The following is a 12409-nucleotide window of genomic DNA, read 5'->3' as shown; positions in this document are numbered from 1 at the left end:
GGAAATTTTTATGAGTGATGCGAGCTGCGGTGTCAATATCCGCGAGACCTGGCTGGAAGACCGGGTTGATACGGACCTGGAGAAGTCTGTCAGTTTCCCCTGTATGCTGCAGCTGGCCTCCACATGGAACCGCGATCTTTTTCTCCGTTATGCCGGAAGCATCGGCGAGGAATGCCGGGCCGGAGGAATCCATATCCTCCTGGGGCCGGGGATGAATATATACAGACACAGTCAGTGCGGCCGGAATTTTGAATACGGGGGAGAGGATCCCTATCTCGTTTCCGAACTGATAGGCCGGTATGTGGAAGGGCTTCAGGAAAAGGGGGTTGTCGCCACTCTGAAACATTTCATTGCCAATAACACGGATTTCTACCGGAGAAAAAGCAATTCCATTGTAGGCAAGAGAGCCCTCCATGAAATTTACCTTCCTGCTTTTAAAAAGGGAGTGGAAGCCGGAGCCAGGGCGGTCATGACGGCCTATAACCTTTTCAACGGAGAATGGTGCAGCCAGAACAGGAAACTAATAAATGAGATACTGAGAGAAGAACTCGGTTTCCAGTGGCTGGTCATGACAGACTGGTGGGCCATAAATGACTGTGAAAAAGCTATAAAGTCGGGACTGGATCTGGAAATGCCGGCAGGACAGATTTTTAAAGAAATTCCACGGCTCTTAGAGGAAAAGAGAATCAGCGAAGCCGATATTGACCGGATGGTTTTGAATATTCTCAAAACAGCTTTTTCTATGGATCTTTACAATCCCGGATTTCAGGATAAATCCTACCTGGATAATTTTGACGAACATGAGGCTGTCGCTTTGCAAACCGCAGCCGAAGGAATTGTCCTTCTGAAAAACGAAGCGGACCTTCTCCCCCTCGAGTCCGGAAAAGATATTCTCCTGACAGGGCGCTTCGCTGAGGAAACAGCGCGGGGCGGCGGAGCGGCTGAAGTGGAAGGCTTCAATCACATGAATCTGCTCGATGCTCTGAAGGAGGAATTCGGTTCATCCATACGCTATGTTAAAAATCCCTCTGATGAGGAGCTGCGGAATGCCGATGCGGTCATTATCGCAACAGGGACGATGGACAGCGAAGGGTGCGACAGGTCGTTTAATCTCCCCGATGAGGAAGAACGGTGCGTCCTTAAGGCTGTCGGAAACAGCAGTAAAGCGATTGTGCTCGTCAATGCGGGAGGCGGGGTCCGCATGACAGGCTGGTCTGGTAAAGCGGCGGCCATACTCTATTGCTGGTACGGGGGGCAGCAGGGGAACAGGGCTGTCGCATCGGTTCTCAGCGGGAAAATCAATCCTTCGGGAAAACTGCCCATCACAATTGAGAAAGAGTTCTCCGATTCACCGGGCTTCGGATATATCCCCGAAGGCGAGTCGCTGTACAAAGGATGGGATCCCGATGGGGAGAAGGCCCATGCTGTCTATCCCGTCGAATACTCCGAGGGTATCTTCATAGGATACCGGTGGTATGAACACAAGAAGGTAGAACCTCTGTATCCTTTCGGCTTCGGTCTCTCCTATACGGAGTTTGAGTATAAGAGCCTGAAGGTCTCCCTCGGGCAAAAGGGCGGGACTCTCCGCTGTGATGTGGATATAACAATAAAAAATACGGGATTGCGGGATGGTCTTGAGACTGTTCAGCTCTATGTGGGAGAATCTGACAGCTCCGTAATCCGTCCGGTCAAAGAGCTGAAAGGTTTTGAAAAAGTACATCTTAAGCCGGCGGAAGAGAAAACCGTCAGGATTTCTCTGGAGAGGGACGCCTTCTGCTTCTGGGATGAAAACCTGGAGCAGTGGACTATGAATTCCGGAGTGTTTACAATTGCTGTCGGTACATCATCAGATAATATTCAGCTTAAAGAGACTGTCTCTGTAAATTGAACCGGTTTAAGGGATAATGCGTATCTATGAAGATTAATAACAGCAAGGTGCGAAGTCAATATAATCTCCTCAGAGTTCTGCGGGCCATCTGGTTGAATCACGGCATAAGCCGAATAGAATTATGCCGGAAGTTCGATATGGACAAGGCGACCATGAGCTCTGTCACGGCACACCTTATCGAGCTGAACCTCGTGGAAGAAGTGGAACCGCAGAATCTGAAAATCAAACCGGGCAGAAAACCTATCGGCCTGGGAGTCCAGGGGGATTTCGGTTTTGTTGCCGGTATTGAGTTTCACATTTACGGAATCAGGGCGGTCCTCAAGGATATGCATTCCCGGACGGTTTTCTCCTCCGATTTTCCATTCGATGTCCGGCATAGCAATATCAAAGAAGAATTTCTCAACGTATACGGCATATTAAGGAAAGAACTGGGTGAAAAAAGGCTCCTGGGCATTGGAGTGGCCATTCCCGGAGTCGTGAATCACGAAGAGGCGATCATTCTCAAATCGGCAAAAATGGGAATTGAAGAGGAGCCTTACTGTTTCGGAGAGGAAGTCTTCAGCGAACTGGATGTTCCCTGTTTCATCGATAACGATGCCAATTGCTGTGCCAGGGGGATACTGGCCGACCACAGAGAGGAAGGATACAGCAACTTCCTCTACTGTCATATCAATTATTATGAAAACCGGAAAATCGAAGATAATAATGAGAGTCTGGGAATCGGGTTCGGAATCGTGATAAATGAAAAGCTCTATTACGGACCGGAGTTTACGGCCGGAGAATTTCAGACTATCGAGTATAATCCCGAAAGGGTAAACCAGTTAAACCTGACCAGCCGGGAACTGGATCTCTACGGCAAAGATGCCGAATTGCAGAAACGGGTTTTTTATCATCTTGCCTCACATATTGCCATGTTCGTCAATGTGTTCAACTTCAAGCACCTCTTTCTGGGCGGCGATCTTCCCTCTCATATTTCCGATCTGGAGGGGCTGTTCCGAGAGGTCATTGATAAAAACTGGCTCTACAAAAACCAGAGAGACTGCGGTATTCATCTTATGAGCCGCGACGAGATGTCTCCTGCACTCGGTGCGGCGGGAATGTTTCTGGACCAGCTTTTCACGGTTCCCGAACTGGAACACAGCAGAGGGGCCCTCATCTGGCAGGGGATCTTCGGAGACGGGCTGGTCGATTACTGAGTTTCAATCCCGAATTCTCAGCAGCTTGTGGGGAGCTGTAATACAGTCCAACTTTGAAATCTGTGCCAGAGCCTCCTGCATCTGCCTTTCCGTCGCTTCATGGGTTACGATTATTATCGGAACCGAGTGCACATTCTCAGGATCTTCTTTCTGCATCATGGAACTTATGCTGATATCATTCTCGCCCAGAACGGTGGTCAGAGCCGCCAGGACCCCCGCCTTATCTTCAACGGAAAAGCGGAGATAATAGCGGAAGACCGCATCGCCGATCGGTTCTATCTTCCCCTCTCTCAGATCTTCGTATTTCACAGACAGGGGATATATGCTTTTGCTCTGACCCGTTTCAATTGCCCGGGCTGCTTCCATCAGATCACAGATAACGCCTGAGGCGGCGGGATGGGATCCCGCTCCCAGCCCGTGAAGAACGAACGGCCCGCCGAATTCCGTATCGACGGTAATGGCGTTAAAGGCATCGACAACCGAAGCCATGCTGTCCGATTCGTGGACGAGAACCGGGTGAACGGCGCCGAAGTACTTGCCTTCTCTTTCTTTCGCCCATCCCATGTGCTTGATTTTATATCCCAGTTCCGAGGCGTATGCCATATCCATGGTTTCTATGGACGTTATCCCCTCGACGAAAAGATCATCGTATTTGAAGAGTCTGTTGAAAGAGAGATTCATCAGAACTATCAGTTTATGGGCGGCATCGTATCCTTCGATATCAAAAGTCGGATCCGGTTCGGCATAACCTTTCTCCTGCGAGTCTTTCAGCGCTGCGGCGAAGTCCTCTCCGGTTTCGCTCATTTTCGTCAGAATGTAATTGGTCGTGCTGTTCATGATTCCCGATATCTCACTGATCGTATCACCGGCAAAACCTTCCCGGATGGAACGTATGACCGGGATGCCCGAACCGACGGAAGCTTCATAGCCGAAGAAAGCGCTGGATTGGTAAGCCGCATCAAAAATGACCCGGGACTTTCTGGCTATGACGGCTTTATTAGCTGTCAGGACCGATTTCCCCTTTTTCAAGGCTTCGGTGATGATTTTTTCCGAGTGCTCCAGATCTCCGATCAGCTCAATGACGATCTGAATGTCATCATCTTCGAGAATGGATGCGGGATCGCTGCTCAGCTCGACGCCGGTCAGATCAATCCCTCTATCTTTATTGACATTGGAGACCACGGCTTTTTTCAGAACAAGTCTGGATCCGCAGCGCTTTTCAAATAGCTCCCGGTTTCTGTTGATGATGGAGAAAACTCCCGTCCCGACAGTTCCCAGACCGAATATCCCGATATTAATAATGCCATTCATGCGCTAACCTCCAGAATTTCTCTCTACACCTTCATTCTAGAGAAATAGAGGGGAGCTGCTCAATCTCTTTTTACTTTTTTTAATGATTTGTTATGACTGACGAATAAGCTTTCGTTTTCTTTAGCCGTTTTTTACTGTACCTACCACAATCGACCGGTTCGCAGTAAAGGGCACTAATGAGCTGATTTGTATTGTCCGTGGAAGCTTCTCAACGACTTTCTCCGGCAGGATTACGCAGAAACTGCTTATATGGGGTATCCAGGCTCTAAAGAGCTGAAGACCCAGGTCCTTTTCGGAGGTCGTCCAGTTTCTGTCGGCGGGGAAATCACTGACAAGGCATCCGCCGTCATGCCAGGGTTCAAAGGCGTCTTTGCGGGGAATTTCCAGGTTCAGATTCAGCTCGTCTCTGTTCTGTCTGGCATGGCGTATCATTTTATAGTTGTTGTCAGCGGCCAGAGTCTCTCTTCCGAGCAGGACCGAAGCCAGCGGAATCAGCCCTGTGCCGCAGCAGGGATCAATGACAGGGTTGCCCGGCGCCAGATGCACCATGGCCAGGGCCGCCTGGGCCGAAAGGGAGACCGAGGTCCGGCCGCTGACCGAGGAGAGCTTTTCCACCAGACTGTTTTTTTTCTCTTTCAGGTAACCGGCGATCCATGTCTTACCGTTATCAGGTGTGAAAACGAGGATGATCGATGCGGGATCGGAGGCCCGGATATCTCCCTTTTTGTATTTATGGGCCAGAAGGGCATAGGTCCTGGAACCATACCGGTAGGTTCCCACCAGTTTTTCCATGCGGAAAGGGGAGGGGATCTCACCGGGAAAATCCCTGATAATCTCTTCGGCAGAATGGCCTCTTATCATCTCTTCAACGGAAAACCCTGCGTAAGCGCTCGCTTCGAGGTTGAAAGTTTCGCCGGTAAAAAAGCGCTTTGAAACCTGAGTCAGGCCGCAGGCCAGCATTTCCGCTTTGGAGAGATCGTCAAAACCGTCGGGATAATTTCTGTGAACCCATATCATGGAGTCAAAGTACAGGCTCCGGTGAAAGAAATCAACGTCTATTCTCTGTTCCGCGGTTTATATCCATGATAAAATCGACAGATATGAAACAATACGAATTGAGAAGCGATACTTTTACAAAACCTACCGATGCCATGAGAAAAGCCATGTACGAAGCGGAAGTGGGTGATGATGTTTACGCTGAAGACAAAACGGTTAACCGTCTTCAGGATATGTGCAGCGAACTGACGGGAAAAGAGGCTTCCCTCTTTGTCCCTTCCGGTTCCATGGCCAATCTGATAGCCCTCTATGTGGCGGGCGGCAGAGGCAATGAAGTGCTCATGCATGAGCAGGCCCACACAATCCACCATGAAGTGGGGGGAGCTGCTGCTGTAGCGGGATGCATGCCTATTTCGGTTCCGGGAGACCGGGGCATCATGAAGCGGTCCGCCATGGAGCCCATGATCAAGAAAGACGATTACGATATCGCCCATACGAGCATGATCGAGGTGGAGAACACCCACAATTTCGCCGGCGGAATCTACTGGCGCAAAGATGATCTGGCCGAAGTCAGGGCATTTGCCGACGATTACGGTCTGAAGATCCATATGGACGGAGCCCGCCTCTTCAATGCCGTTACGGCGTCGGGAATGTCGGCGGCGGAAATTTCCTCCTACACCGACTCTGTCACTTTCTGTCTCTCCAAAGGCCTGGGAGCGCCTGTCGGTTCCATGCTCTGCGGGACGAAAGAGTTCATCGAGCGGTCGAGGGTTGTCAGGAAAATGCTCGGCGGCGGTATGCGTCAGGCCGGCATTCTGGCGGCAGCGGGAATCTATGCTCTGGAAAACCATGTGGATAGGCTGGCGGTAGATCACGCCAACTGTCTTAAACTTGCGGAAACTCTCGATGCCTTCCCGGGAATCACTGTGGATCTGTCCAAAGTGGAGACTAATATTGTCTTTGCCTATACAGCGGACGGGCAGGCTTCTTCTGTGAATGAGAAGATGGCGTCTAAAGGTGTCCGGGCCATCGCTTCGGCTCATAATGAGATCCGTTTTGTGACAAGTCTGGAAATCTCTTCCGATGAAGTCGATGAGGTTTGTAAAATCCTTACAAATTTGAACTTGTGATTTGGGAAAAATTGATGGTGGAAAGCTGTCAGAGATAAACGTCAAGGAGCGCTGCTGTGAAAATCCTCAATTTCGGTTCCCTCAATATCGATCTGGTCTTCCGGGTCGATCATATCATCCTGCCTGGGGAAACTCTCTCCGGGGGAGATGTGGAATACTTTGCCGGGGGCAAAGGCGCTAACCAGTCCGTCGCCCTGTCCAAAGCCGGGGCCGAGGTTTTTCATGGCGGAAAGATCGGAGAGGACGGGCGGTGGCTTCTGGATAAACTGAATTCCTACGGCGTCAACACCGATTTCGTCAAAGTCTATGACGGTCCTTCGGGACAGGCCATCATCCAGCTGACGCCCCGTGGGGAAAATTCCATCATTCTATCGGCCGGAGGCAACCGGAAGATAGAGGAGAAGGATATTGAGCAAACGCTCTCTTCTTTTAGTGAGGGAGATTATCTTGTCCTTCAGAATGAAATCAACGGAACCGAAGGCATTATCCGGAGAGCCAGAGAAAAGGGGATGAGGATCTGCATCAACCCGGCTCCCTTCGATTCCTCTATTCTCTCCTGGCCTCTCGATCTGGTGGACATCCTCATCGTCAATGAACACGAAGGCGCCGGGCTGGCCGGCGCATCCGGGGCTTTTGAAGAAATTCTGGATAAGCTGACACGGCTGTTCCCGGGGAAGGACATTGTCATGACGGCCGGAGTAGAAGGAGCCTATTACGGCTGTGATGACGAAAGGATCCATGTACCGGCTGTAAAAGCTGATGCTGTGGATACGACTGCTGCCGGCGATACATTTCTGGGGTACTATCTGGCTGCGAGGATCGACGGTACAGATGTCCGAAAGGCTATGGAGATGGCGGCTGAAGCTTCTGCGGTAACGGTATCGCGGCCCGGGGCTATGGATTCCATTCCCTTTGCTGCAGAACTGAAGGACTGATTGTCCCGTTGAGAGTCCTGTCTCAAGCTCAAGAGTCATCTCTCATCTTTTTATACCATTTTTCATTGCCGTAAAGCTCGTCTGCGCAATCTTCGCATAATCCATGAGTAAACTGGGTTTCGGAATGCTGTTCGATATAGGATTCGATCTGTTTCCAGTATCCTTCGTCGTCCCGGATCCTTTTGCATTTGGAGCAGATCGGAAGGAGTCCGGACAGTTTATCGATATGGCTATTCTGTTTGAGAATAATCTTCCTTTCTCTCGATAGTTCATTCCCGATATAGATAATTGTTATAAGAGTCAGCAAAGTGACAAGAAATCCCGGCAGTTCGCTTATAAACCTGGAAGATCCGGTTGTCTCGATCAGGCCGATCCACATAAAGAGAGTCAGAATCTGTCTGATAGACATAAGGATATACATGGCCATGAGGAGAAGAAGCTTCCATTCCCTGAGCTTAATGGAATAATAAAGGGCTATCGCTGCGGCCATCAGCCTAATAATGACTGAAATGACGATCTCAGACTGTGGGGTGATAAGGGCCAGCACGGATAATAATGCTCCAGCAGCAAGGGCTGCTGGAGCATATTTGTTTCTATTCTCAGGCATCTCGATAAACTCCAGTTTTCTATTTCTATTGTAAACTTACTGTAACTGTAAAACAAATTATCCCGGTTAATGTTATTCATTTTGAGAATCTTTCTTATTGAATTTGCAGGGCTACTGCTGAAGTTATAATATTGAATTGTGATTATAGCAAAAAATCGTATTCGCCTTCTCCTCTCATTTCTAATCCTTATTCTTGAGAATCTCCTGGTTTTTGTTTTTCTCGTTCCTCAAAATACAGAGCTCAGTTTGGTCGCCATTCTAGTTATTAATCCATTATCAGCCTTTCTGGTTCTCTTTATTAATCTCCGTTATGACCGGAAAGATGTTAACAGCATTGTCAGCTATCTGTCACAAATCAACGGAAAGAACAATATCGACCTGGTAAAATCATTTTCCGGGACAGACCCCGACAGCGATGTCGGGGGAAAACTCAATGATTTTACGACCCATCTTAATTCTGTTTTTCTGGATATTTCCCGGTCTACGAAAAAATTCAATCTCTTCGCTTCCGATATCTTTTTTTCGGCCCGTCATATGTCCGGTCAATCGATAGAACAATCGGAGGGAATGGAAAGGATCTACGGACAGGTGAAGCTATTTCAGGATTCATTGAGTAGACTCGACAGGGATATTTCCGAAATCCTGGAACAGCTCAGCCAATCCTCCCATGTCTATAAAGGACTGGCGGAACGGTCCTCCGACGCCGCCGGAAACCTGCTCCGTCTTACTCAGGACACCCGCTCTGCAACAGAAGCCGCCGACAGCGGTCTTGTCAGCATCGGACAATCTGCCGATGTGGTCGCCGATTTAACCGGAGCTATGAAAAACCTTGAGAGAAGCATGGAACACATGAGTGATCAGACCTCCCGGGTCGGCCATGTCATAGACAATCTGGAGGATATAGCCGAAAGAACACATATCCTCGCGACCAATGCATCGATTGAAGCGGCCAGGGCCGGGAAGTCTGGACAAGGATTTGCTGTAATCGCATCGGAAGTCCGGAAGCTTTCGGAGTATTCCAGAGATTCGATTCAGGAAGTAGGGCTTTACCTTAAGGAAACCAGCCAAAGCATTAATGAGAATAACCGGTATTGGAAGAACGGAGTCGAGAGAATTCACAAAGTGCGGAACTTCGGCGACGAAGCGAGAAGCATTCTCGGTGAGATCAGCGGAAAAACACAGAAACTCAGTGATGCCATGAAGGATTTTCAGAACCAGTTCGAAGAACAGAGCCGGATTATTAAAGAAAATCTTGCTGTTGCCGGTCGATCCCAGGACCGGATAAACGGTTTTGCCGAATCGCTGAAGGAACAGTCGAGCGGTTATGAAGCCATTCTTAAAGATGTCCGTCAGGCCTCGAAGGGAGCAGAAGAGACCTCGCGTACTGCGCAAATCCTTTCTCAGCTGGCCACTTACCTCAAAGTGGGAGGTAAAGAACTTCTCTATGCGGTCAAACATGTGCGTTTCAGTAAAAAAAGGCTTCTCGATCAGTTGGGCCGGAAAGAGGAGCGCCGCGGGCTGCTGTACAACCTGGAGGTCTTTCAGGGAGAAAAATTCATCGGTCATCTGGGGGATTTATCTCTTTCCGGCCTTCTTCTCTACAGCGATTTCAACTTTGAATTAAATTGTGAAGTTCATGCCCAGGTCGTTTTTCCTCTCGGGTTTACGGATAAGAGCGGTATTGACATTGTTTTTACGCCGAGGCGGGTGGAAATGGACGGCAATATCTATCGCCTGGGGTGTTCCATGAGACTTGAGAAACAGGATCAGCTGAGTGAATTTTCAGAAATGCTCGAAAGGCTGACTGTGACGGATTCGAACGAACTGCCCGGCTCCGAAGAGATTTTCGAGGCGGGCACACCGGAAGAGCTTTCAGATTTTGAAGATCCCGATGATCTGGAATTGCTTGAGGAACCGGACTGAGAAAATTCCTGTAGGCAATTCAGGAATTGCCGGTAATCTGTCTGTATTCGTTCCTGTACTGTCTCGGAGAGACTCCCGTGTGCTGCTTGAAAACCCGGCTGAAGTGAAATTCTGAATAGAAATTGAGCCGGTCGGCAATTTCGTATACCTTGAGAGAGCTTGATATCAGCATGGAGGCGCCCGCTTCCACCTTCAGTTTTGTATAGTATTTCATCGGCGTCGTTTTCATCTTCTTTTTGAACAGGCGGATGAAATAGGCGTCGGTGATTTTGAGTTTTTCCGTTATATCGGCCAGAGTCACTTCGGAGAATATGTTGTTCTGCATCATCATCAGGGCTTTTTCAATATGAACGCTCTCCCTGTTGCCGCTTCCCGTCATCAGCTCATCTTCCGATAGCTGATAGAGAAAGGAGAGCAACTGATGATAGGCTGATTTCCTGAGATTGCTGTTCTCCGAAAGTCCTTTCTCTCTCAATTCCTCGAAGAAAAAGCGGTAATTGGTCCCGATATTGTAATAATTGCTGTTCTGCAACTCTTTCCTGAGCAGATCTTCGATCTCGAAATCCCGGGGGTCGGTTTTTATGAGAACGGCGTAGTAGGTGAGAGGGCGGGTCAGGTTTGTGCTGGTTATGGTGTGCTCTTCAAAAGGGGCGGTCAGAAACAGTGACCCTTTGGAAATGTTGTATGTTGTCGCGCCGGTTCTGAATTTACCCTCCCCCTGAAGAAAGTAGTGAATTTCGTACTCTCTCTGATCATGATTGTGGATACGGCTGTGCCACTCCACCTCTTTTTCCTCAATCATCTGATAGACGAAAACCGCATCTTTTATTTCCATAATGTCAATAATATGTATGTTTTGTCATTTCTGTCCATTCTTTAATGGGAAATTCGGGATAATACTGGGATCATAAAAGCAAAGAGGATAACAAAGTGAAAACCATTGTGGGAATCGATCTGGGAACCCAGAGTACCAAAGTTCTCTTTTACGATTTTGAAAATAAAAAGATCATCGCCTCCGCTTCGGCGCCTCATGATATGATCAGCGCCGATGACGGAACGAGAGAGCAGGAAGCCCGGTGGTGGATAGATGCCGCCGTCAAAGCTTTCGGTGAAATAGATAAAGAGGTCCGGGATTCGGCGATTGCCGTCGGTGTTTCAGGACAGCAGCACGGATTTGTTCCTCTCGATAAAGATGGACAGGTCCTCCGTCCCGTCAAGCTCTGGTGCGATACGGCCACGCAGGATCAATGCGATAAAATCAACAGCAAAGCCGGCGGTTTCGATGGCATAATTGAGAAAGCGGGCAATCCCGTTCTGGCCGGCTATACGGCTTCCAAGATCCTGTGGCTCAAGGAAAATCATAAAAATCTCTATGATCGCATGGACACCATCCTCCTTCCCCATGACTACATGAACTACCGGCTCACCGGCGAAAAAGTCATGGAATACGGAGACGCTTCGGGAACGGCCCTGCTCGATGTGAGAAAAAGGACATGGAGCGAAGATGTGCTGGCAGCACTCGATCCGGTTCGGGATCTCTCGGAAGCTCTGCCCCGCTTGATTGAAGCTCACGAACCGGCTGGATATGTCACGAAAGAGGCTTCAGAACTATTCGGGCTGCCCGAAGGCATTCTCGTTTCCTCCGGCGGCGGGGATAATATGATAGCCGCCATCGGGACGGGAGCCGTCGCCGATGGCGTCATGACCATGAGCCTGGGAACTTCGGGAACCATGTTCGGTTATTCGGACAAACCGATTATCGATCCCGAAGGCAATATCGCGGCTTTCTGTTCCTCCACAGGAGGATGGCTGCCTCTTCTCTGTACCATGAACTGCACTGTCGCCACGGAAGTGATGCGCAAGCTCCTGAAAATCGAGGTGGATAAAATCGACAGATTGGCAGAGGAAGCCGGTGCGGGCAGCGGGGGATTGATCATGTTGCCTTACTTTAACGGCGAGAGAACTCCTAACTTTCCCAACGGGGAGGGATCTCTCATCGGTATGAACATGACCAATGTGACCGAAGCGAATATCATACGGGCCTCTATGGAAGCGGCCATTTTCGGGATGAAGGTGGGCCTGGACAGTTTTGTCAGACTCGGTTTTAAACCGGCTGAAATCATTCTGACCGGAGGCGGATCGAAAAGTCTCAGATGGCGTCAGATTGCCGCTGACATTCTCCGGACTCCCATCATTGTGACTGATAATGCCGAAGCGGCAGCCATGGGCGGAGCAGTTCAGGCTCTCTGGGCTTATAACCATATCCACGGCGGTGAAAAAGAGATTAAGAAACTCACTGATGAGCATTGCAGCGGTACGGAACTCTTCCGCTACGAACCGGGGTCCGATGCGGAGAAGTACGATAAGGTGTATGAAAAATACACTAAATATATGAACACCCTGAGTGTTGTATTCAAGTAAAT

Annotated in this window: 10 protein-coding genes; 6 read left to right on the top strand and 4 right to left on the bottom strand. The window is 49.3% G+C overall.

What is annotated here, in order from left to right; all coding sequences use genetic code 11:
- The first annotated feature begins 10 nt into the window (after positions 1-10).
- A complete protein-coding gene (locus tag HNR50_RS16245) occupies positions 11-1888 on the top strand; it encodes a beta-glucosidase family protein (protein ID WP_221439914.1) in 1878 nt (625 codons plus the stop codon).
- Positions 1889-1914: 26 nt separating this feature from the next.
- Positions 1915-3084, top strand: a complete 1170-nt coding sequence (locus tag HNR50_RS16240) for an ROK family transcriptional regulator (RefSeq protein WP_184747844.1) — start codon at positions 1915-1917, stop codon at positions 3082-3084.
- A gap of 3 nt (positions 3085-3087) precedes the next feature.
- On the opposite strand, the gene HNR50_RS16235 is transcribed toward HNR50_RS16240, so the two are convergent.
- Both HNR50_RS16235 and HNR50_RS16230 read right to left on the bottom strand, forming a co-directional pair.
- Positions 3088-4395 carry a homoserine dehydrogenase gene (locus tag HNR50_RS16235; protein ID WP_184747843.1) on the bottom strand — a complete coding sequence of 436 codons (1308 nt, stop codon included), beginning with the start codon at positions 4393-4395 and terminating at the stop codon, positions 3088-3090.
- A 120-nt stretch (positions 4396-4515) separates the two neighbouring features.
- A complete protein-coding gene (locus HNR50_RS16230) occupies positions 4516-5412 on the bottom strand; it encodes a TRM11 family methyltransferase (RefSeq protein ID WP_184747842.1) in 897 nt (298 codons plus the stop codon).
- An 83-nt stretch (positions 5413-5495) separates the two neighbouring features.
- Here HNR50_RS16230 and HNR50_RS16225 point away from each other — a divergent pair, with 83 nt between their 5' ends.
- Together HNR50_RS16225 and HNR50_RS16220 are read left to right on the top strand one after the other, a co-directional pair.
- Positions 5496-6521: a threonine aldolase family protein gene (locus tag HNR50_RS16225; protein ID WP_184747841.1), complete on the top strand. Its 1026-nt coding sequence runs from the start codon at positions 5496-5498 to the stop codon at positions 6519-6521.
- Between the two features lie 56 nt (positions 6522-6577).
- Positions 6578-7456, top strand: coding sequence for a PfkB family carbohydrate kinase (locus tag HNR50_RS16220; RefSeq protein WP_184747840.1), 879 nt, complete (start codon positions 6578-6580; stop codon positions 7454-7456).
- A gap of 28 nt (positions 7457-7484) precedes the next feature.
- Here HNR50_RS16220 and HNR50_RS16215 read toward each other — a convergent pair whose 3' ends face one another.
- Positions 7485-8063: a hypothetical protein gene (locus tag HNR50_RS16215; protein WP_184747839.1), complete on the bottom strand. Its 579-nt coding sequence runs from the start codon at positions 8061-8063 to the stop codon at positions 7485-7487.
- A gap of 138 nt (positions 8064-8201) precedes the next feature.
- On the opposite strand from HNR50_RS16215, the gene HNR50_RS22770 reads away from it, so the two are divergent.
- Positions 8202-9986 carry a methyl-accepting chemotaxis protein gene (locus HNR50_RS22770; protein ID WP_184747838.1) on the top strand — a complete coding sequence of 595 codons (1785 nt, stop codon included), beginning with the start codon at positions 8202-8204 and terminating at the stop codon, positions 9984-9986.
- A 19-nt stretch (positions 9987-10005) separates the two neighbouring features.
- Here the strand turns inward: HNR50_RS22770 and HNR50_RS16205 are convergent, their stop codons facing one another.
- Entirely contained in the window at positions 10006-10821 is an 816-nt protein-coding gene (locus tag HNR50_RS16205) for an AraC family transcriptional regulator (protein ID WP_184747837.1), read from the bottom strand.
- A 95-nt stretch (positions 10822-10916) separates the two neighbouring features.
- On the opposite strand from HNR50_RS16205, the gene xylB reads away from it, so the two are divergent.
- Entirely contained in the window at positions 10917-12407 is a 1491-nt protein-coding gene (gene xylB, locus HNR50_RS16200; RefSeq protein ID WP_184747836.1) for a xylulokinase, read from the top strand.
- Positions 12408-12409: the final 2 nt, after the last annotated feature.

Origin of the sequence: Spirochaeta isovalerica (assembly GCF_014207565.1) — a bacterium.
GTDB lineage: Bacteria > Spirochaetota > Spirochaetia > DSM-2461 > DSM-2461 > Spirochaeta_F > Spirochaeta_F isovalerica.
Note: the sequence above shows the minus strand (reverse complement) of the source record. Positions and strands in the feature narration are given on the sequence as shown.

Coding starts and splice junctions, on each gene's coding strand:
- HNR50_RS16245 (WP_221439914.1), top strand. CDS start 11: ATGAGTGATGCGAGCTGCGGTGTCAATATCCGCGAGACCTGGCTGGAA.
- HNR50_RS16240 (WP_184747844.1), top strand. CDS start 1,915: ATGAAGATTAATAACAGCAAGGTGCGAAGTCAATATAATCTCCTCAGA.
- HNR50_RS16235 (WP_184747843.1), bottom strand. CDS start 4,395: ATGAATGGCATTATTAATATCGGGATATTCGGTCTGGGAACTGTCGGG.
- HNR50_RS16225 (WP_184747841.1), top strand. CDS start 5,496: ATGAAACAATACGAATTGAGAAGCGATACTTTTACAAAACCTACCGAT.
- HNR50_RS16215 (WP_184747839.1), bottom strand. CDS start 8,063: ATGCCTGAGAATAGAAACAAATATGCTCCAGCAGCCCTTGCTGCTGGA.
- HNR50_RS16230 (WP_184747842.1), bottom strand. CDS start 5,412: ATGATATGGGTTCACAGAAATTATCCCGACGGTTTTGACGATCTCTCC.
- HNR50_RS16205 (WP_184747837.1), bottom strand. CDS start 10,821: ATGGAAATAAAAGATGCGGTTTTCGTCTATCAGATGATTGAGGAAAAA.